Origin of the sequence: Actinoplanes subglobosus, from assembly GCF_042650585.1 — a bacterium.
Lineage (GTDB): Bacteria > Actinomycetota > Actinomycetes > Mycobacteriales > Micromonosporaceae > Actinoplanes > Actinoplanes subglobosus.
This window is the reverse complement of record NZ_JBHSBL010000020.1, coordinates 575,750-595,905: the sequence shown is the minus strand read 5'-3', so window position 1 is coordinate 595,905 and position 20,156 is coordinate 575,750. Positions and strand designations below refer to the sequence as shown.

General features: G+C 70.5%; 17 protein-coding genes. 9 read left to right on the top strand and 8 right to left on the bottom strand.

Annotation, left to right across the window (positions count from 1 at the left end):
- Positions 1–45: 45 nt before the first annotated feature.
- Entirely contained in the window at positions 46–831 is a 786-nt protein-coding gene (locus tag ACFO0C_RS31875) for a polysaccharide lyase family 7 protein (protein ID WP_378070424.1), read from the bottom strand.
- A 204-nt stretch (positions 832–1,035) separates the two neighbouring features.
- On the opposite strand from ACFO0C_RS31875, the gene ACFO0C_RS31870 reads away from it, so the two are divergent.
- Positions 1,036–2,535, top strand: a complete 1,500-nt coding sequence (locus ACFO0C_RS31870) for a sodium:solute symporter family protein (RefSeq protein ID WP_378070423.1) — start codon at positions 1,036–1,038, stop codon at positions 2,533–2,535.
- A gap of 9 nt (positions 2,536–2,544) precedes the next feature.
- Positions 2,545–3,315 carry an IclR family transcriptional regulator gene (locus ACFO0C_RS31865; protein ID WP_378070422.1) on the top strand — a complete coding sequence of 257 codons (771 nt, stop codon included), beginning with the start codon at positions 2,545–2,547 and terminating at the stop codon, positions 3,313–3,315.
- Here ACFO0C_RS31865 and ACFO0C_RS31860 read toward each other — a convergent pair.
- Positions 3,297–5,132: an Hsp70 family protein gene (locus tag ACFO0C_RS31860; protein WP_378070421.1), complete on the bottom strand. Its 1,836-nt coding sequence runs from the start codon at positions 5,130–5,132 to the stop codon at positions 3,297–3,299. The genes ACFO0C_RS31865 and ACFO0C_RS31860 overlap by 19 nt on opposite strands.
- A gap of 115 nt (positions 5,133–5,247) precedes the next feature.
- On the opposite strand from ACFO0C_RS31860, the gene ACFO0C_RS31855 reads away from it, so the two are divergent.
- The 3 genes from ACFO0C_RS31855 to ACFO0C_RS31845 are packed head-to-tail and all read left to right on the top strand — an operon-like array spanning position 5,248 to position 7,290.
- A complete protein-coding gene (locus ACFO0C_RS31855; RefSeq protein WP_378070420.1) occupies positions 5,248–5,628 on the top strand; it encodes a thiol-disulfide oxidoreductase DCC family protein in 381 nt (126 codons plus the stop codon).
- A 56-nt stretch (positions 5,629–5,684) separates the two neighbouring features.
- Positions 5,685–6,305, top strand: a complete 621-nt coding sequence (locus tag ACFO0C_RS31850) for a DUF5819 family protein (RefSeq protein ID WP_378070419.1) — start codon at positions 5,685–5,687, stop codon at positions 6,303–6,305.
- A complete protein-coding gene (locus tag ACFO0C_RS31845; RefSeq protein WP_378070418.1) occupies positions 6,295–7,290 on the top strand; it encodes an HTTM domain-containing protein in 996 nt (331 codons plus the stop codon). Before ACFO0C_RS31850 ends, ACFO0C_RS31845 begins: the two co-directional genes overlap by 11 nt.
- A 22-nt stretch (positions 7,291–7,312) precedes the next feature.
- On the opposite strand, the gene ACFO0C_RS31840 is transcribed toward ACFO0C_RS31845, so the two are convergent.
- From ACFO0C_RS31840 to ACFO0C_RS31825, 4 genes are all read right to left on the bottom strand, one after another.
- Positions 7,313–9,037: a DUF4153 domain-containing protein gene (locus tag ACFO0C_RS31840; protein WP_378070417.1), complete on the bottom strand. Its 1,725-nt coding sequence runs from the start codon at positions 9,035–9,037 to the stop codon at positions 7,313–7,315.
- Positions 9,038–9,602: 565 nt separating this feature from the next.
- Positions 9,603–11,108 carry a tripartite tricarboxylate transporter permease gene (locus tag ACFO0C_RS31835; protein WP_378070416.1) on the bottom strand — a complete coding sequence of 502 codons (1,506 nt, stop codon included), beginning with the start codon at positions 11,106–11,108 and terminating at the stop codon, positions 9,603–9,605.
- A complete protein-coding gene (locus ACFO0C_RS31830) occupies positions 11,108–11,548 on the bottom strand; it encodes a tripartite tricarboxylate transporter TctB family protein (RefSeq protein ID WP_378070415.1) in 441 nt (146 codons plus the stop codon). Before ACFO0C_RS31830 ends, ACFO0C_RS31835 begins: the two co-directional genes overlap by 1 nt.
- A complete protein-coding gene (locus ACFO0C_RS31825; RefSeq protein WP_378070414.1) occupies positions 11,549–12,556 on the bottom strand; it encodes a tripartite tricarboxylate transporter substrate-binding protein in 1,008 nt (335 codons plus the stop codon). It lies immediately after the preceding gene.
- Between the two features lie 138 nt (positions 12,557–12,694).
- Between ACFO0C_RS31825 and ACFO0C_RS31820 the strand changes: the two genes are divergently transcribed.
- The 4 genes from ACFO0C_RS31820 (at position 12,695) to ACFO0C_RS31805 (ending at position 16,517) form a co-directional block, all read left to right on the top strand.
- Positions 12,695–12,994: a hypothetical protein gene (locus ACFO0C_RS31820; RefSeq protein ID WP_378070413.1), complete on the top strand. Its 300-nt coding sequence runs from the start codon at positions 12,695–12,697 to the stop codon at positions 12,992–12,994.
- Complete coding sequence (locus ACFO0C_RS31815) at positions 12,991–14,532, top strand: hypothetical protein (protein WP_378070412.1); 1,542 nt, start codon at positions 12,991–12,993, stop codon at positions 14,530–14,532. The genes ACFO0C_RS31820 and ACFO0C_RS31815 overlap by 4 nt, the downstream gene beginning before the upstream one ends.
- A complete protein-coding gene (locus ACFO0C_RS31810; protein WP_378070411.1) occupies positions 14,532–14,924 on the top strand; it encodes a hypothetical protein in 393 nt (130 codons plus the stop codon). The genes ACFO0C_RS31815 and ACFO0C_RS31810 overlap by 1 nt, the downstream gene beginning before the upstream one ends.
- A 72-nt stretch (positions 14,925–14,996) precedes the next feature.
- Positions 14,997–16,517: a multicopper oxidase family protein gene (locus tag ACFO0C_RS31805; RefSeq protein WP_378070410.1), complete on the top strand. Its 1,521-nt coding sequence runs from the start codon at positions 14,997–14,999 to the stop codon at positions 16,515–16,517.
- Positions 16,518–16,627: 110 nt separating this feature from the next.
- Here the strand turns inward: ACFO0C_RS31805 and ACFO0C_RS31800 are convergent, their stop codons facing one another.
- Both ACFO0C_RS31800 and ACFO0C_RS31795 read right to left on the bottom strand, forming a co-directional pair.
- A complete protein-coding gene (locus tag ACFO0C_RS31800; RefSeq protein ID WP_378070409.1) occupies positions 16,628–17,734 on the bottom strand; it encodes an aromatic ring-hydroxylating oxygenase subunit alpha in 1,107 nt (368 codons plus the stop codon).
- A gap of 9 nt (positions 17,735–17,743) precedes the next feature.
- Positions 17,744–20,143, bottom strand: coding sequence for a GcvT family protein (locus tag ACFO0C_RS31795; protein ID WP_378070408.1), 2,400 nt, complete (start codon positions 20,141–20,143; stop codon positions 17,744–17,746).
- Positions 20,144–20,156: the final 13 nt, after the last annotated feature.

The following is a 20,156-nucleotide window of genomic DNA, read 5'->3' as shown; positions in this document are numbered from 1 at the left end:
TCACCGTCGGCGTCCGCCTGAGGCCCTCCCGCCTGAGGACCGAGGTCAGGCGTGCTTCACGGTGAGGCTGTAGAACTTCACCTTCGCGCCGTTGGTGGTGCTCTCCGAGGACGACTGGTTGTAGGAGCCGGCCTTGAAGTACTGACGGTAGGGGTTGAAGGCCGACGGGATCGTGTACGCGGTGGTCGTACCGTTGATGGTGAGGTTGATCCGGTTGCCGTTGACGTTGATGACGTAGGTCCATTTCACACCGAGCGCCACGGTGCCGACCTTGTGGAGGGTCTGGCCGCTGGCGTCGGGTGAGTTCTGCGTGCCGAAGTAGATGTCGCCGTTCGGGCGGTAGTAGAGCTCGGCCAGGGGCTTGGTGGACGTGCCGCCCGTGCCGAGTTTGACCTGCCCGACGGCGACGTTCTTCGTCACCGACACGATGCGCAGCTGCGCGCTGAGCGTGTGGTTGCCGGCCAGCGTCCAGTTCGCGGCGCTGCCGTTGGCGTTCATCTCGCGCAGCTCGGACCGGGCGTACTTCGAGTTCGGCGTGGTCACACCCTTCTCCGGCGCCCAGAACGTCATCGAGCCGTCGTTGGCATCGGTCCAGAAGAAGGACGGGTTGCGGTAGCCGTTCACGCCCTTGAGCTGTGCCGGGGAGATCGTGTCGGGGCTGCCGGGCGAGCCGGTCGGCAGCTGGAGCGACCAGACCGAGAGATCGAAGTTGCCGCCCGGCGGCAGGGCCGGGTCGAGCGCCGCGGCGGAGGCGCTGCTGATGCCGAGGGCGCCGAGGGCGCCGGCCGCGGCGGTGGACAGGGAGATCGCGAGCACGGTGCGTCGCTGCATGGGGGATGACCTCGTTACCGGTGGGGGGAATCGGCAAGACGGTTAACAGATAACCAGTCTTACCATTCGCACACAAGACCCCAGCCCTTCTTTCATAGATTGCCATCACTGCGTTCCATGTATTGACAAGGCGTTCCATGTAGCAGAACATCCGGTCGACGAAACATCCCTGTAACGCGCTTCGTGCACCGGAGGGGAGCTCACGTGACCGCGCTCGACTGGGCGATACTCAGCGGATACTTCCTGGTGATGGTCGGCATCGGCCTGTGGGCCAAGAGCCGCGTCCACAACGTCGCCGACTTCTTCACCGCACGGGGCCGGATCCCCTGGTGGCTGTCCGGCATCTCGCATCACATGTCCGGCTACAGCGCGGTCATGTTCGTGGCCTTCGCGGCTGTCGCCTACAACTACGGCCTGGCCATGTACGTCTGGTGGGCCCTCACGATCGGGCTCGGCGTCGGTATCGGCGCCTTCGTCTTCGCCGCCCGCTGGAACCGGCTGCGCTCCAAGCACGGGGTCGCGTCCCCGCTGGAGTACCTGGCCCGCCGCTACAACCTGCCCACCCAGCAGGCCCTGGCCTACAGCGGCGCGCTGCTCAAGGTCGTCGACATCGCGGCCAAGTGGGTGGCCATCTCGGTGCTGCTGCGGGGCTTCGCCGGCGTGCCGATCCTCTGGGGCATCCTGATCACCGGCGCCGTCACGCTCGTCTACATCACCCTCGGCGGGCTCTGGGCGGACGTGCTCACCGACTTCGGGCAGTTCGTCATCCAGGGCTTCGCCGGCGTCGCCATGTTCATCGCGTTCCTCAATCACCTCGGCGGCGTCCCGGCGCTCTGGACCATGTGGGACGACCTGCCGGCCGGGCACGGCGATCCGTTCAGTGGGCCGTACACGATGACGTTCTTCCTGGCCCTGCTCTTCATCAAGACGTTCGAGTACAACGGCGGCATGTGGAACCTGGCGCAGCGCTACATGGCCGCGCCGTCCGGATCGGCGGCGAAACGGTCCGCCCTGCTGTCCAGCGGGTTGTGGCTGATCTGGCCGCTGATCCTGTTCCTGCCGATGTTCGCGGCGCCGCTGATCGTGCCGGGGCTGGCCAACGCCGAGCAGGCCTACGTCGAGCTGGCGAAGACCCTCCTGCCGCCGGGCGTGATCGGGCTGGTACTCGCCGGGTTCTTCTCGCACACCATGGCGATGGTGTCGTCGGACGCCAACGTGATCTCGTCGGTGGTCACCCGGGACATCGCGCCGGTGCTGGTCCGGGCGGTGCGCAACCTCAGCGAGCGGGCCGAGCTGACCTTCGCCCGGATCACCACGTTCACCTTCGTGGTGATCAGCATGGTCATCGCGATCAGCACCGAGGGCCAGGGCGTGGTCCTGAAGATCGTGGTCGACCTGGTCGCCGCGACGATGGGCCCGATCTCGATCCCGCTGATGCTCGGTCTGCTGCCCTGGTTCCGGCGCAGCGGCCCGACGGCGGCGCTGGTGTCCTGGGCGGCCGGCCTGAGCGTCTGGGTCGTGGTGAAGTGGGTGCTGGAGGAGACCAGCCAGACCATGGTGGTCGGCGTCCCGCTGGTCACGTCCCTGGTCCTCTACGTGGCGATCGGCCTGCTCAAGCCGGAGCGCACGGCCGAGCGGGACGCCATGATCGACTCACTGGACGACGATCCCGCGCAGGAGCCGGAGCCGATCAGCGCCCAGTAGGCTGATCCGGTGGTCAGGGAAGGCAGCTCCATCGACAAGACGCTGGCGGTGCTCGAGGCCCTCGCCGAGCACCACCGCGTCACCGACATCGCCGCGGCGACGGGCGTCTCCAAGTCGACAGTGCACCGCATCCTGCAGGCACTGGTCACGTGGGGCTTCGCCCGTCCCGACGGTCTCGGCAGCTACGAGCCCGGCCCGCGGATCCTCACCCTCGCCGGGCGGGTGATGTACCGGTTCGACCCGGCCCGGCAGGCGTCCGCAGCGCTGCACGCCCTCTGCGAGGCCACCGGTTTCACCACGCACTTCGCGATCCGCAGCGTCGACGAGGCGGTCTACGTCGACAAGCAGGAGGGCCGCCGGCCCTACCAGATGCCGTCGCGTGTCGGGATGAGCCTGGCCCTGCACACGACGGCGATCGGCAAGGCGATCCTCGCCGAGCTCAGCGACGCCGAGGTGCTGGCGATCTGCCGGCGCACCGGGCTCCCGCAGCGCACAGCCCGGACCCTGGTCAGCGAGGAGGACCTGCTGACCCACCTGGCCCGGGTGCGGGCCCTCGGTTACGCGATCGACGACGAGGAGAACGAGCCGGGCATCCGCTGCGTGGGGGCGGCCGTCTTCGACCACACCGGCCGGGTCCTCGGCGGCATCTCGGTCTCCACCCTGGCCCTCGACATGGACATGCCCGGGCTGGAGGCCCGGGCATCGGAGGTGATCGCCGCGGCGCGCGAGGTGTCGGCCGCACTCGGCGCCGCCGCGCCGCTTCAGAACCAGCAGGGGTGACCCTCGCGGGCGTTGCCCGTGGTCAGCGCCTGCTCGCCGGTGCCGTCGCGTCGCTTGATCACGACCCTCGGGTGGTCCAGGTCGCCGCGGACGAAGGCGAACCAGTCGTTGTCCGGCGCCCAGCTCGGGTCCATCTCGCGCTCCGGCGTCTCGACGACCGGACGGGCCGGGCTGTCACCGGTCGTGGCGATCAGCCAGATGTCGGTGTTGTCGTCGGCCTTGGCCTGGCGGGTGTAGAGGATGCTGCGCCCGTCCGGGGAGACGGCCGGGTCGACCGCGTCGCCGTCGGAGGCCCTGGTGATCCGGCGGCCCGGCTCCGACGGGACGGCGACGTTCAGCTCGTAGATGGACCGGACGTTCCCGGCCTCCGCCCAGTAGATGACCGACCTGCCGTCAGGGGACCAGACCGGATCGTCCTTGGGGTTCTTCGACCTGGTCAGCTGGGTCGGCGTGCCGCCGGTGACGGGGATGACGAAGAGCTGGTTCACCCCGTCGACCGGCTTGACGAAGGCGAGTCTCGTACCGTCGGCGGACCAGGCGACCCGGCCGCCGGCCACCCCGTCGACGAGTATGCGGCGGGCGCTGCCGTCGGCGTTCATCACGTGGATCGAGCGATCGTCGCCGGAACGGTGGGTCAGCGCGATCTGCTTGCGGTCGAACGACCAGCGGGGCAGCACGTCACCGGGCTGAGTGCCGGCCAGGTCCTGCCGTGTGGTCTCGCCCGGCGCGAAGAACTGGATCTTCGGCTTCCAGTCCCTGTCGGACATCGCGGCACCGACGTCGGCGCGGATCAGCAGGACGGCGGTGGGTGGACCGTCCGCGGGAACCGCCGACACCTCGGTGGAGGCGGACGCCTTCGGGCCGGCCTCGGCCTCCGTCGTGTCCCGGTCGAACAGGTAGGACAGGCCGACGCCGCCCCCCGCGGCCAGGACCAGGACGGCGGCACCGGCCGCCACGGCAGCGCCACGGCGCTTCCGGCCGGCGGCGGCCCGGCCCGGCGCGGCCGGCGGGGCGATGACATGGGTACTCGTCCCGGCCTCGGCCGGGACCCGCGGCGCGGGGACGATCGGGGTGGTGGTCACCGCGGCGGCCTCGGCGTCCGCGGCGGCGGCTTCGGCGGCCTCGGCCGCGGACCAGGGATCGGCGGGGGTACGCAGATCGGTGAACTCGTCCTGCCGGGCCGGGACCGGCGGCCCCCAGGCCGGCGCGGCCGGCGTGGCGACGGCCGCCGTCCACGCGGCACCGATCGCGGCACGGCGCCCGGGGTCCGCGGCAACCACCACCGGGCGGCCGAACTCCTCCGCCAGCACCCGCGCGATCATCGGAATCCGTGCCGAGCCGCCGGTCGCCAGCACCGCGTCGAGCGCACCGGGCGCGACACCGGCCGACCGCAGCGCCTGCCGGGTCACCTCCACCGTGGCCCGCACCAGCGGCGCGATCATCGTCTCGAACTCGGCCCGGCTCAGCCGCACCCGCGCGTGCCGCCCCGGCAGCGCCACCGATATCGACACCTCGGTGTCCGACGACAGCGCCTCCTTGGCCTCCACACAGTCGCGCCGCAGCCGGGCCAGAGCCGCCGCCGTCTCCGGATCGGCCCGGTCGACGCCGCCGTCGAGGCGCCCCAGCACGTGCGTGAGGACCGCCTCGTCGAACGCCGACCCGGCCAATCCGGCCACGCTCCCGGGAGTGCCGAGCAGCACGAACCCGGCGCCCTCACGGCGCAGCACCGCCACGTCGAAGGTCGCGCCGCCGAGGTCGTGGACCACCACCGTGCCACCCGGTCCGATGTCGATGCCCAGGCCGTACTCCGTCGTCACGCCACCGACCTTAGGGGTAGTCCGCACGCCGGCGAATCCCCCGGGCAGCGGTCGTCGTTGTTCCTCGCGGCGGCGCCCGTGCCCCGACGCGGACTGAAGGGATGAAACTCGCATCATGACCACGCCGACCTTCGTCTACGACGGCGACTGCGCGTTCTGCACCAGCTGCGCCCAGTTCATCGAGCGCCGGATCCCGACCCGCGCCCGGCTCGTCCCGTGGCAGTTCGCCGACCTGGGCGCGCTGGGGCTCACCACCGACCAGTGCGAGGAGGCGGTGCAGTGGGTCGGTGACCGCCGGGCTTCCGGGCCGGACGCGTTCGCACTGCTGCTGCGGGACGCCGGCCGGATGTGGCGGGTGGCCGGGGCCACGCTCGGGTGGGGCCCGGTGCGACTGGTGGCCTGGCCGATCTACCGCTGGGTGTCGGAGCACCGCCACATGCTGCCCGGCGGCACCCCGGCGTGCTCACTCCCGCAGGCGCAGCGCGACCGGATGTGACCGGCACGCCGCCTTTGAAAAGTCGGTCGACTGTCCCAGGGAAGGCGGAATTCCGCGTGCGGCAACGGTTCGGACAACTACGGGTGGCCAGGGGTGCCGTCGTCGGCCTGTGCGCCGCCGCGGCGCTCACCCACATGACGATGGTGTTCCTGCACGTGGCGCCGTCGAACCCGGTCTCCCAGCGCTACGAGAAGCAGATCACCGCGTGGATCTCGCCGTTCTTCGAGCAGAACTGGCTGCTCTTCGCCCCGAACCCGAGCCCCGACCAGCTGCAGATCTACGCGCGGACCGGCTGGACCACGGCGGACGGCGGCCAGGCCATGAGCGACTGGGTCGACATCTCCGCCGCCGACCGTGAGGCGGTCAGCCACAACCCGTACCCCAGCCGGACGAACCATACGATGCTCCTCCGGGCCTGGATCGCCTACCAGTCGGAGCACGGCGAGGACGACGTGTCGTACGACGACCAGTCGCGGATCCGGGCCGATTACCTGCGCAACATCGCCGCACAGCGGCTCGCCGAGATCGACCCGCGGCAACCGTTCGAGGTGATCAGGATCAAGGTCGTCCAGCCGGAGATCACGATGGAGGATCCCGGCGGCGCGCCGCAGACCGGCCCGGCCCCGCCCTATACCCGGACCCTGCCCTGGTGGAAGGTGACCTCCGATGGCAGTTGACCAGTCGCCCCGGATCGCGCCTGGGCCGGTCCCGGACCGGCCCCGGCCCCGGCCGTCGTCCTACTTCGACTCCGTGTACCGGCGGCTGACCGAACAGCCGTTGTCGCTCTACGCCGCGGCGTTCCTGCGGATCGGCTTCGGCCTGACCTTCCTGCTCATCCTGGTACGGGAGTTCCCGAACCGGCACATGATCTGGGGCCCGGAGTCACCGTGGGCACCCGAGCTGGCGCGGTCCATGTTCGCTGACATCGGCTGGTTCAGCGCTCTCACGTTGTCCGACGACCCGGCCTGGTTCGAGACCTGCTACGCCGTGGCTGTCCTGGTCAGTGTGCTGTTCACGCTCGGCTGGCGTACCCGGGTCACGTCGATCCTGTTCGCGATCACGGTGGGCTCGTTCTACGCGCGCAGCGTGCTGATGAGCGACGGCGGCGACAACCTGATGTCCATCATGGTCATCTACCTGATGTTCACGGCGTGCGGGCGGAAGTGGTCCCTCGACGCGCGCCGGGCCACTCCCGCCACGGGCTTCCGCGGGTTCACCGCGACGGTCGTGCACAACTTCGCCATGCTCGTGATCATGGCCCAGATGTGCGTCCTGTACGGGTCGGCCGGCCTCTTCAAGGTCCAGGGTGACAAGTGGGGCGACGGAACCGCCCTGAACTACGTGCTGCAGCAGGAGCTGTTCCGGCCGTGGCCCGCCCTGTCCGACCTCGTGCTCGGCCACCACATGATGCTCGGAATCGCCTGCTATGTGACCGTGCTGGCGCAGGTCGCCTTCCCGTTCAGCCTGTTCAGCAAGCTGAAGTACGTGGTGCTGACGGTCCTGATCGGCATGCACATCGGCATCGCCGTCCTGATCGCCCTGCCGATCTTCTCGATCGTGATGATCCTGGCGGACGCGGTGTTCCTGCCGGACCGCTTCTTCCGGTGGGCGGCCGGCACCGTCCGGCGCGTGCTCCGGCGCGGCCCGGCCCCCGTGGCGTGACGGGGACCGGGCCCGCCCGGTCTCAGCGGCGCGTCTTCGGCAGGTCGTACTGGTCGGCGCGGCGGCAGTCCTTCTGATTGCCGATCGCGCCACTGCCCAGGCTCTTCAGGGCCTCGCGAGCCCGGGCACGGCCCAGGTTCCAGGCGTACCAGGGGTCGGGCTCCCGCAGATCCTCGGCGATCCAGCTCAGCGTGCAGCGGCGCACCGGGTCGGGCAGGTGGGTGAGCGCCGGCGTCGCGTCGGCCGACAGCGCGCGCAGGTACCAGGCGTCGATCTTGCCGGTCGCCTCGTAGCGGATGGCGTTGCGGCTGGCCACGTAACCCTCCGGGTCCAGCACCGCCAGGCCCAGCAGCATCACCACGGCCAGGCCCACGGTCGCCTGCGGGATCCACCGGCCGCGCCAGCGGATGCCGGCCACCGCGATCAGCACGAACACCGTACCGAGCAGCAGCTCCAGCGACATCACGAAGATCCGCTCACCGGTGAAGCTGTAGACCCGCTGGTACGCCCACATGCGCGACAGCGCCGAGGCGACGATCACCACGCTCAGGGCGCAGAGCAGGCCGAGCAGGACACGCAGCAGGACCCGCTCGCCCTTCTCCTCCCGTTTCGCCCAGCGCGCCAGGGCCGCCAGCACGCCCAGCGAGAGCAGCGTGACCGCCACCAGCTGCCAGAAGCCGCTCCGGGCGTACTCGGCGTAGCTCAGGCCGGACGTCTCCAGCACGTGCCGGGCACCACCGAACAGCACGGTGAACTGGACCGCCACGAACCCGCCGAACAGCAGCACCAGCGCGAAGCAGGCCGGTGCCCACTCGACCAGCCCGAACCGGCCGCGGCCCGGAGTGTCCAGGCCGGACGTCGACGGCGGCGCCGACAGCGTGTAGACACCGGAGACCGCGAGCAGGCCACCGAGGGCCGCCAGGAAGACCCACTGGAAGAGTGTGCCGACCTGGAAGTCCGGCACCACGTCGTCGAGGATCGCCGAGAACGCGACGTCCGCCGAGGACAGCAGACCGCCGAAGACGATCAGGATCACCAGCGTCAATACGGCCGAGAAGACCACCCGCCGGGCCATCCCGGTGTTGCCGCTCCCCTGCAGGTGGCTGCGCACCCAGGGGAGGCCGCGCAGCGCCGCGTACGGGGCCGCGAACAGGCTGAACAGGATCGACCGTACCTGCCTGCCGCCGACGATCGCCAGGGCCGCGCAGCCGAGCGCGCCGATCACGCTGAACGTCACCAGCCACCACGCGTTGCGGAACGCCGGGATCAGCAGCAGCGCCAGCGCCGACACCGTCCACACGATCCGGGTCCAGCGGTCGGTCCGGGACATCGCGGCGGACCGGCGAACCGCCGTCACCACACCCGCCACCAGCGCCAGCGCGGCCAGGAACCAGCCGATGCCGACCCGGTCGAGCGGCAGGAAGACCGCGAAGCCGAGGGCACCGGCCAGCACACCGGCGGGGACCGCACGTCCCTGCACCGCCTTCGGGCCGGGCCAGTGCTTGTCCTTGAACTGCTGCCACTTCGTCGGCGGCAGCGGTTCGTAGGGCCCGAACGCGTTCATCCGCTGCGGCGACATCGGCGTGACCTGCACGGGCCGCTCCGGCGCCGCGTCCTGAGGCGGCGTCACACCCGCGCCAGGGGCTGGGCCCGGCGCGGCGACCACGCCCGGGGCGCCGGTGGTCGGTGCGGCGGCCGGCGGCGTGCTCTTGCCGGCCGCTCCCGCGACGGCCGGGGCCGAGTTCACCTGACCCGCACTGCCGGATTCATCCGAAATATCGTCAGATTCACCCTTCGGCACTTCCGGCTTCGGGTCCGCGGACGCGGAAGCCGCCGGAGAAGCGGCCGGAGAGGCCGCAGCAGACGCGGCCGGAGAGACCGCAGCAGACGCGGCCGGAGAAGCGGCGGCAGGCCCGGCCGGAGTCACCGCTGGCGACGGCGCGGGCGACGACACACCCGACGGCGGCGAGGTCAGCGCGGCGGACGATGATACGGCCGGCGCCGGGCCGTCCTCCGGAGACGGTGCAACCGGGACCATGGGTACGAACAGCGCGTACCCCCGCGTACCAGAAGGAATCTGCACCGGAATCGCCCACGCCGGCGCACCGTCCGGCCCGGGCCAGACGATCGACGGAATCGCGTCGGTCGACGGCATGACCAGCAGATGTGGCGTGGTCGTCTCCTCCGGCAACGGCTTTCGCTGTTCTGGCGGTGGCTCTGTCACGGGTCCCCCTCGTTTGATGCGTGCGCACACTGTAGGGCGCGCACGCCAATACGTCTACGTTGGGACGATCCCGTTTCGCCGCGACGACCTACTCCTCCTCGGCGAACACCTCCTCCCGCCTCCGGCGGATCATCGGGAGGGCGGTCACGACCAGCGCCGCCAGCGCCAGGAACAGCAGCCCCGCCGAGATCGGCCGGGTGAGGAAAACCGTCGGGTCACCACGCGAGATGATCAGCGCCCGCCGCAGGTTCTCCTCCAGCAGCGGCCCGAGGACGAAGCCGAGCAGCAGTGGCGCCGGCTCGCACCCGCACTTGATCAGCACGTAGCCGAGGACGCCGAAGAACGCGATCGCGTACACGTCGAAGGGGTTGGAGCTCAGCGAGTACGTCCCGATCACCGCGAAGAGCACGATCATCGGGAACAGCACCTGGTAGGGGATCCGCAGCATCCGCACCCAGATGCCGATCAACGGCAGATTGAGGAGTACGAGCAGCACGTTCCCGATCCACATCGACGCGATCAGGCCCCAGAACAGCGCCGGCTCGTCGTTGATGACGTTCGGCCCGGGCGTGATGCCGTGCACGATGAACGCACCGACCATCAGCGCCATCACCGGGTGGGCGGGCAGCCCGAGGGTGAGCAGCGGGATGAACGAGGTCTGGGCCGCCGCGTTGTTCGCCGACTCGGGCCCGGCCACTCCCTCGATCGCCCCGTGCCCGAACTCGTCACGCCGCCGCGAGACCCGCTTCTCCACGGCGTACGAGGTGAACGAGGCCAGCACGTGACCACCTCCGGGCAGTACGCCGAGGGCGGCGCCGAGTCCCGTACCCCGCAGGATCGGACCGAGGATCCGGCGCCGGTCCTGCCGCGTCGGCCACAGGTTCGCGACCGTGCCGAGCAGCGCCGGGCGGTCGCGCTCGTTCTCCAGGTTGCGCAGGATCTCGGCGATGCCGAACATGCCGACGGCGACCGACACGAAGTCGATGCCGCCGTAGAGTTCGCGCTGCCCGAGCACGAACCGGGGCGTGCCGGTGTAGATGTCCTGGCCGACGGTGCCGAGCAGGATGCCGAGCGCGATCATCGCGAGGGCCTTCAGTGCCGAGCCGCGGGCCAGGGCGATCGACACGATCAGGCCGAAGAGCACGAGCGCGAAGTAGTCGGCCGGGCCGAACCGCAGCGCCACGGCGGCCAGCGGCGGGGCGGCGACCGCCAGTGCGACGGTCGCGACGGTGCCGGCGAAGAACGAGCCGATCGCGGCGGCGGCCAGCGCGGGACCGGCCCGGCCCTGGCGTGCCATGGCGTGGCCGTCGAGCGCGGTGACCGCGGCCGACGACTCACCGGGCAGGTTGATCAGGATGGCGGTGGTGGAGCCGCCGTACTGGGCGCCGTAGTAGATGCCGGCCAGCATGATCAGCGCGGTGACCGGCTCGAACCCGAACGTGATGGGCAGCAGCATCGCCACCGTGGCGGTCGGCCCGATGCCGGGCAGCACACCGACCGCGGTGCCGAGCAGCACGCCGACGAAGCAGTAGAGGACGTTCTGCCAGAGCAGGGCCGTCGAGAAGCCGAGGGCCAGGTTGTCGAGGAGGTCCATCACCAGCCCCACAGCGGGAGCCGAACCTGGAGACCGACGATGAAGATCAGGGTGGCGGCGGTGGTCAGGCCGGCCGACACGGCCAGTGCGGTGAGCGGCCGTACCCGTCGGCTGGCCAGAGCGGTGAGCAGTGTCGTGACCAGGGCGGTCGGCACGAATCCGAGGCTGCGGACGAAGAATCCGAAGAACACCACCGCCGACACGATCAGCACGACCGCGCGCCAGGGCACCGGCCCGAACGTGATGTGCTCACCGGCGATCAGCCCCTTCACCACGATCGCCAGGCCCAGGACGGCCACCGTCGCGCCGACCAGCAGCGGGAAATAGCCGGGGCCCATGCGCAGCGGGGTCCCCCGGTCGTAACCGAGGGACCCGGCCACGAACGTGCCGCCGATCAGGACGAAGATCCCGCCGGCGAGCAGGTCCGGATACGAGCGCATCTACGAGGCCTGGACGCCGGCGTCGGCGATGACCTTGGCCCAGGTGGTGATCTGCTCCTCCAGGTGCGCGCGGTGCGCCTCCGGAGTGGCGTCGGCCGCGGTCACCGGTGCGGTGCCGAGCTTGGCCATCTGGTCGATGACCGCCGGGTCGGCGAGTGCCGTGACCAGTGCGCCGGACAGCTTCGTGACGACCTCCGGTGGCGTACCGGCCGGGACGTAGAGGCCGTGCCACACGCTGACCTGCAGCTGTGGCATCCCGGCCTCGGTCGTGGTGGGCACGTCGGGAAGGCTCTTCACCCGTTCCGGGGTGGTCACGGCGTACGCCTTGACCTTGCCCGCGGTGATCTGGCCGGTGGTGTTGGTGGTCTGGTCGCACATCACGTCGACCTGCCCGCCGACCAGGTCGGTCAGCGCCGGGCCGGTCCCCTGGTACGGCACCTCCTGGAGTTTCACACCGGCCGCCGCCTGGAAGAGCAGTCCGCACAGGTGCGAGGCGGCCCCGATCCCGGCGTTGGCGAGGGTGACCTTGTCCGCGTTGGCCTTCAGGTAGGCCGTGAGCTCGGCGAGGGTCGCGGGCGGCAGGCCGGGGCGGGCGACGAGGGTCATCGGCACCTCGGTGACCAGGCCGACGGTCGCGAAGTCCGCGAGCGGCTGGTAGCCGAGATCCTTGTAGAGGGCGGGCGCCGTCGACATGCCGATGTGGTGCATGAGCACGGTGTATCCGTCGGGCTGGGCGGCGGAGACCTGGCCGGCCGCGACGGTTCCGCCGGCGCCCTCGACGTTCTGGACGACGATCTTGCCGCCGAGCGCCTTCGCCATCGGCTCGGCGATCATCCGGGTGACGGTGTCGGTCGGGCCGCCGGCGCTGAACGGGACGACGATGGTGATGTTCTGATCCGGGTACGCGCCGCCGCTGCCGCTGCCCGCACCGCCGTCGCCGGAACAGGCGGTGGCGAGCGAGACGGCGGTGAGCGCGGCGATCATCACGGGCACGGTGGTCGGTCGCATGTGCTGCCTCCGATCGGTGACTCCCTTTCAATATCGACATTCATTGATGACCGTATTGCCGCGGGCAGGCTGATCACCAGAACCGACACCGAACCGCTATCAAGCGGATCGATACGTGGGGACGCTACGATCCGTGCCGTGCAGGTCGATGCGGACGAGTTGCGGGTCGCGGCGCGGGCGTTGCGCGATGACGCGGCCGAGGGTCTCCGGAAAGCGGCGGACCGGGTGCGGGTTCCCGAGCGGCAGTACGGCGTGGCGGCCGCCTTCGACCGGTATACGACGGCGGCCGCCTACCAGCGGTTCGCGGCGGCCGTCGAGGAGGAGTTCCGGCTGCTGGAGCGGGCCGCACGCGAGCTGGCCGACGCGCTGGAGCGGACCGCGCTCGACTACGAGCGGGCCGACGCACGGGCGGCGCACCGGCTCGGCGGGCGCCGGTGAGCGACGACGATCTGCGGCGGTTGCGGCACGAGCAGGGCAACATCCGGGACGCGTACGGCCTGTGGGGCACCGACGAACTCACGGCCGGCTGCCGGGCCGGGGCCGAGGTGCCCGGTTTCGGAGGCGACCCGGGCACCCTCGACGACATCGCCGGCAATCTCGCGGCCGTGCACCGGATCGCCGCCCGGGCCGCGGAGGTGGTCGGTGACCTGCGCGAACGCGGTGTCGCGGCCGGGTGGGCCGGTGACACCCAGGTCGAGGCGACCGAGGCCGCCGAGGCGCTGTACTCCGCCGTCCACGGGCTGCTGGACTCGCTCGGCACTCTTCCGGGGCGAGTGTCGGCGTACGCCGCCGTGGTGGAACGCTGGGGACCCGCGGACCTGGCCGCTGCCGACGACCTGACCGACATCGCGGCGCAAGCCGCGCGGATGACCACGCTGGGTCACCTTCCGGACCCGTCCTCCTACGACGCCGACCGGATGGCCGCCCTGCACGAGCGGGCCGTGCGGGCGATCGACGACCGGGTGACCGGGCACCGGTCCGTCCTCGAAGCGGGCCGTGAACTGGTCTCCCACCTGCTCGACCAGGCGGCCCAGGCGCGCGGGCGGCGGATGGGCGGCTCGCCGCTGAGCGCGCTCGACGAGGTGGTGCTGACCGAGGCGGGTAGTGACTGGCGGTCACCGGACCTCGGGGTGCTCACCCCGGCGCAGGCGCAGCGGGCGGCCGAGGCGCTGAACCGGCTCGGCGACGCCGACCGGCGGGCCCTGATGGCGCTGCTGACCTCGGCGGTCTCGCCGGAACAGCGGGCCTATCTGATGAAGGCGCTGGCCGCGGGCTATACGGTGGACGAGGTGGCCCGGTTCGACAGCCTGATCGCGGCGCACGGTGACGACGGTCCGTGGCTGGCCGCGCGGCTCGGCCCGTTCACGATGGACGCCACCGGGCCGGACCTGGGTGCCGGGGCGCGCTGGTCGCAGGAGCAGCTCCCGACGTGTGTGGCGGCGTCGACGGTCGCCGCCCGTGCCGCCGTCGACCCGATCTACGCGCTCCAGCTGACCACCGGCGGGCGTCCCGGCGATCCGGCGCACGACAATCCGGTCGCTTTCCGTGACCGGTGGAGGGCCGAGCAACTGCAGGTGTACGACGACGGGCGCGACCTGTTCCAGAAGATCCGCGGGTCCGACGGCATGACCTCCGAGCAGTCCGCGACGATCGCGACCGAGCAGCTCGGGCCACGGACCGGCGCCACCTATCACCACGTGGTGATGGACTCCGCCGACGGCCGCACCGACATGCTCCGGCGGATCGAGGCGGCGGTCGACGACGGGCATCCGGTGCCGGTCACCACCAAAGACGACGGCCGGGCCCATCAGATGATGATTATCGGCCACCAAGGGAATCAGCTGCAGATCTACAACCCGTGGGGCTACACCTACTGGGTCGACGAGACGGCGTTCAGCGACGGGGACATCAGCCACGGCGATCCCGACCTGCCCGGCATTCCGGCATCGGTGCGGCTCCCGGACGGGGTGAGCTGATGCGGATCCGGACCGACGCCGACGCGATCCAGGACGACGTGGTGGAGTTGCTGAACGCGGGCCGCTTCGCGGACGCGCTGGTGCCGGCCGCGCTACAGGCCGAGCGCGCCGGCGCCGACCCACGCGCGCTGACCTTCCTGGCCGAACTGGTGCGCCGGGGCGGCGCCGCCTTCGCAGCGGGCCAGGCCGACCCCATGCCAGATCAAAATCAGACACATCTGGTACGGCCATGGCTCCTCGCCCCGACCGCTTCCCCCACGCCGCCCGTCCTCGCCGACGCGCCCGGGCCTCTCGCCGCGGGCGATGCGGCGGTCGATGCCCGGATCGCCCGGTGGCTGGACGGTGTGGCCATGCTGATCGAGGCCCGCCGCAGGCTCGTCGCTTTCAGCTGACGCTCAGATACACACGTTCCGCCCAGGATTCCCTCAGCGTCCTACCAAGATCCACATTGAACCTCTCGGTCCATGACACACACCCACCGCAGTCCGAGCCGGATCAGCCGGCGGCACATCCTCGCCGGGGCGTTCGGTGCCGGCGCCATCGCGGCCCTCGCCCGCATCGGCACCGGCACCTCGTTCGCCGAGGAGGCAGCGGAGACAGAGGAGCCGGAGGCCACCAGTCTCGCCACCGCCGCATCCGGCACCCTGCCCATTCCGGAGATCCTGGCGCCCACCGACGAGAACGGCGTCGCGGTCTACACCCTCCAGGCACAGACCGGCACCAACACCACGCTGGTCAGTGGCAAGACGATCGCCACGGGCGGCTACAACGGCACCTTCCTCGGACCGACCATCCTGCTCAGCGACGGCGACGCGGTCCGTTTCGACATCACCAACGGCCTCGACGACGAGACCACCGTCCACTGGCACGGGCTGCACATCGCGCCGTCCGCGGACGGCGGGCCGCAGAACATCATCGAGGCCGGCGCCACCTGGTCACCGTCGACCACGATCAACCAGGGCGAGGCGTGCACGCTCTGGTACCACCCGCACGGCCTCGGCACCACCGCCGAGCAGGTCGCGCTCGGACTGGCCGGGATGATGATCATCGACGACGGCTCGGACGCCAACGCGGCCCTCCCCCACGACTACGGCGCCGACGACATCCCGGTCATCCTGCAGTCGACGGCGGTCACCAGCGCCGGCGCGTTCGCCACCGCCAACAACAACTTCACCGCCTCCGCCTCGACGCTGAAGTTCCTGGTCAACGGGATGAGCGCGACCGACGAGACGCCGACGCTGGAGGTCGCCTACGGCCGGGTGCGGCTACGCCTGCTGAACGCCTCGCTCACCGACAGCATCACCGTCGCCCGCTCGGACAGCGCGGCCTTCACCCAGGTGGCCAGCGACGCCGGCCTGCTCGTCGAACCGATCTCGATCACCAGCCTGCGGATCAGCCCCGGCGAGCGGGCCGAGATCGTGCTCGACCTGACGGCCTCCGACGACGCGGTGAAACTGCAGGCCACCGTCCGCAACACGACGAACGGCACCCGTTACACGGCGTCGATGCTGTCGGTCAGCAGCACCGCCACGTCGGCCGCGGACGACCTGCCGACCACGCTCAACACGATCACCGACATCGACGCCACCGACGCCACCACCCGGACCTTCACGCTCAGCAACAGCGGCGCGAGCATGCTGATCAACGGGATCGCCGGCACCACGATGGACATCATGGACGCCAACGCGGTGATGACCACGCTCGGCGCCGTCGAACAGTGGACGATCACCAACAGCAGCACGAACATCTACCACAACTTCCACCTGCACGACGTACCGTTCCAGATCGTCTCCGTCGCCGGCTCCGCCCCGACCGGCGCGAACACGGCCTGGCGCGACACCATCGAGGTGGCCCCCGGAACCAGCGTGGTGATCAAGATGCGGTTCACCGACTACGCCGACAACGAATACATGTACATGCTGCACTGCCACAACGTCATCCACGAGGACGACGGCATGATGCTGGCCCTGATGGTGATGTCATAGCACCCACCCGGCACCGGTCCGGGTGCTCCCGCCGCCCGCCAGGGGGCGGTGGGAGCACCCGGACCCGGTTGCGGGCATCCCTGCCGTCCCCGCCCGAAGGCGCCGAGGCCCTAGACGCCGAGGCGGGTGGTGACCCAGTCGTGGAAGGCTCCGATGTGGTGTTCGGAGGGGACCAGGACTCCGCCCCGGGCGTAGGCCCGGGAGCTCATCGCCGGCTGGCAGCGCTCGCACGCGTCGAAGTCCTGGACGTTCACGCGGTGGAACAGCTCCACCGATCGGGACACGTCACGGCCGGAGGCGACGACCTCGTTCGAGTACAGCCAGTCGCACTCGACGATGGTGCGGTCGGCGGCCACCGGGTACATCCGGTGCAGGATGATGTGGTCGGGGACCAGGTTGACGAACACCTGCGGCTTGATGGTGATGGCGTAGTAGCGCCGGTCCTGGTCCTCGCTCACTCCGGGGAGTTTTTCGAAGCCCTCCGACCCGTCGACGGTGAAGCCCTGGATGCCGCTGCCGAACTCGGCGCCGTGCCCCACGTAGTACTGGGCGGCGTACCCGTCGGCGAACTCCGGCAGCACCTCCACCAGCTCGGGGTGGATGGTGGCGCAGTGGTAGCACTCCATGAAGTTCTCGACGATCAGCTTCCAGTTGGCCTTCACGTCATAGGTGATGCGCCGGCCCACCTGGAGCGTGTCGATCTCGTACGAGTCGATCGCCGACAGGGTTCCGAGCCGCTCGGTGACCGCGCCCATCACGTCGTCCTCGAACGACGGCGGCTCGTCGGCCAGGCACACCCAGACGTACCCGATCCACTCCCGCAGGTGGACGTTGACCAGCCCGTACTCGACGCGGTCGATGTCCGGCATCTTGGTCAGGTTGGGTGCCGCGATGAGTTTCCCGTCGAGCCCGTAGGTCCATGCGTGGTAGGGGCACTGGAATGCCCGCTTCACCTCGCCGCTCTCCTCGGTGCACAGTTTCGCGCCCCGGTGCCGGCAGATGTTGAGGAACGCGCGCAGCGAGCCGTCCCGCCCGCGGACGATGATGACGCTCTCCCGGCCGATCTCCACCGACTGGAAACTGCCCGGATTGGGCAGGTCGGCGGCGCGGGCCGCGCAGAACCACATGGTCTCGAAGATCCGCGACTGTTCGAGCGAGAAGATCGTCGGGTCGGTGTAGTAGTGGCCGGGGAGAGTGGGGATGAGACTGGCGGTCACGTGACACCTCTATCGGCGGATGCGTTCCATCTTCGGGTCGAACAGCGGCTCGGCCGCCACGGTCGCCGGGAGCCGCTCGCCGAAGTACTCGACGGCGACCGGGGTGCCCGGCACTGACAAACCGACGGGGAGCCATGCGTACGCGACGGTGCGTCCGATGGTGTATCCGAAGGACGCGCTGGTGACGTACCCGACCGGGCTGTCACCTGCGAAAACGGGTTCCTTACCGAGGACGACGGAGGCCGGGTCGTCCAGCGTCAGACAGGTGAGGCGCCGATCGGCCGGACGAGAGCCGAGAGCGGCACGCCCGATGAAGTCGCCCTTGTCCATCCGGACGGCGAAGTCGAGACCGGCCGAGACCGGGTCGTGTTCGGTCGTCATGTCGGTGCCCCACGACCGGTAGCCCTTCTCCAGGCGCAGGCTGTTGAAGGCGCTGCGCCCCGCGGCGGCGATCCCGTGCGCCCGCCCGGCCTCCCACAGCGTGTCCCAGAGCCGTAGTCCGAGCTCAGCGCTGGTGTAGATCTCCCAGCCGAGTTCGCCGACGTAGGACAGCCGCATCGCGGTGACCGGTACCTCGCCGAGGAAGGCCTGCTGCGCCCGGAAGTATCTGAGAGCGTCGTGCGAGAAGTCGGTGCGGGTCAGCGGCTGGAGGACGTGCCGGGCGAGCGGCCCCCACAGCCCGATGCAGCAGGTCCCGCCGGTGATGTCGCGGATCTGCACGCCGGCCGGCGCGTGCTGCCGCATCCAGTCCTCGTCGAGCGGCCCGTTGGCGCCGACCTGGAAGACCTGCGGCCCCAGACGCGCCACGGTCAGGTCGCTGCGGATCCCGCCGTCAAAACCGAGCATCAGGGTGTACGTGACGGAGCCGACCGATTTATCCAGGTTGTTGGTCGTCAGGTACTGGAGGAAGCCGAGCGCACCGGGCCCGGAGACTTCGAGCCGCTTGAGGGGCGTCATGTCGAACATCGCCACGCGTTCCCGGGTGATCCGTGCCTCGGTGGCGGCGATCGGCGACCAGTACCGGGCCGACCAGTCGTCGCGGGCCGGCACTTCGGAGGCGGAGTTGGCCGTGTACCAGTAGGGCCGCTCCCACCCGCCACCTTCGAGGAACACGGCGCCCAGCTCGACCTGCCGCGGATGGAACGGGCTGGTACGCAGCGGACGCGGGCGTTCCATCGGCTGCAGCGGGTGCACGATGTCGTACACCTCGATGAAGTTCTGCTTCGCCCGCTCCTCGACGTAGTCCGGCGCGAGCTGCACCTGCTCGAACCGGTGCAGGTCGGCCTCGTGCAGGTCGATCCGCGGCTGACCGTCGACGAGCCATTCGGCGAGGGACCGGGCGACACCGGCCGAGTGGGTGACCCAGACGGCCTCGGCCACCCAGAATCCGGCGAGCTCACGGTGCTCGCCGATGAGCGGGAACCCGTCGGCGGTGAACGAGAAGATGCCGTTGATCCCCTCCTCGACCGCGGTGCCGGCCAGGCCGGGCAGGAGGTCGACGCTCTCCCGCCAGGCCGGCTCGAAGTCCCCGGGGGTGAAGTCGAGAACGCTCGGCATCGGGTCGTCACCGAAGGTGAAGGCCGGCATGGGGCGGTGCCCGTAGTAGCCGATGCCGATCCGGTCGCCGTGTTCCCGGAAGTAGAGATCCTGGTCCTGGTGGCGGAGGATGGGCCTGCTCGCCTCCAGGACCAGGTCGTTCACGCCGGCCATCGCGGGGACGGGGCCGGTCCTGGCGTACTGATGAGCGAGCGGCAGCAGCGGGATGGTGAGACCGACCATCTCGCCGATCCTCGGGCCCCAGAATCCCGCCGCGCAGACCACCACCTCGGCCGGGATGAAGCCCCGGTCGGTCTCGACGCCGGTCACCCGGCCGTCCTCGCGGCCGACACCGGTGACGGTGTGCTCACCGAGGAAGCGGGCGCCGCGTTCCATCGACCGCCGGGCCTGGGCCTCGACCGCGCGGACCGCCTTGGCCAGCCCGTCGGTGGGCACATGGAAGCCGCCGAGGATCTTCGACGGGTCGATGAGGGGGTGCAGGGCCGCGCACTCGGCAGGGCTGAGCAGCGCACCCTCGACCCCCCAGGACGTGGCCAGGCCGTGTTTGCGTTTGAGGTCGTGCCAGCGGGCCTCGGTGGTGGCCACCTCCAGTCCGCCGACCTGCCGGAAACACCACTGGCCGTCCAGGGTGAGGGCGCTGAGCTTCTCGACGGTGTACCGCGCCAGCTCGGTCATGGTCTTCGACGGGTTCGTCTGGAAGACCAGTCCGGGAGCGTGCGAGCTGGAGCCGCCGGGGGTGAAGAGCGGGCCGCGGTCGACGACGGTGACGTCGGTCCAGCCGCGTTCGGTGAGCTCGTCGGCGAGGGCGCTGCCGACGACACCGGCGCCGATGATGACAACACGAGGGTTCATGGCAGTCCTAGTG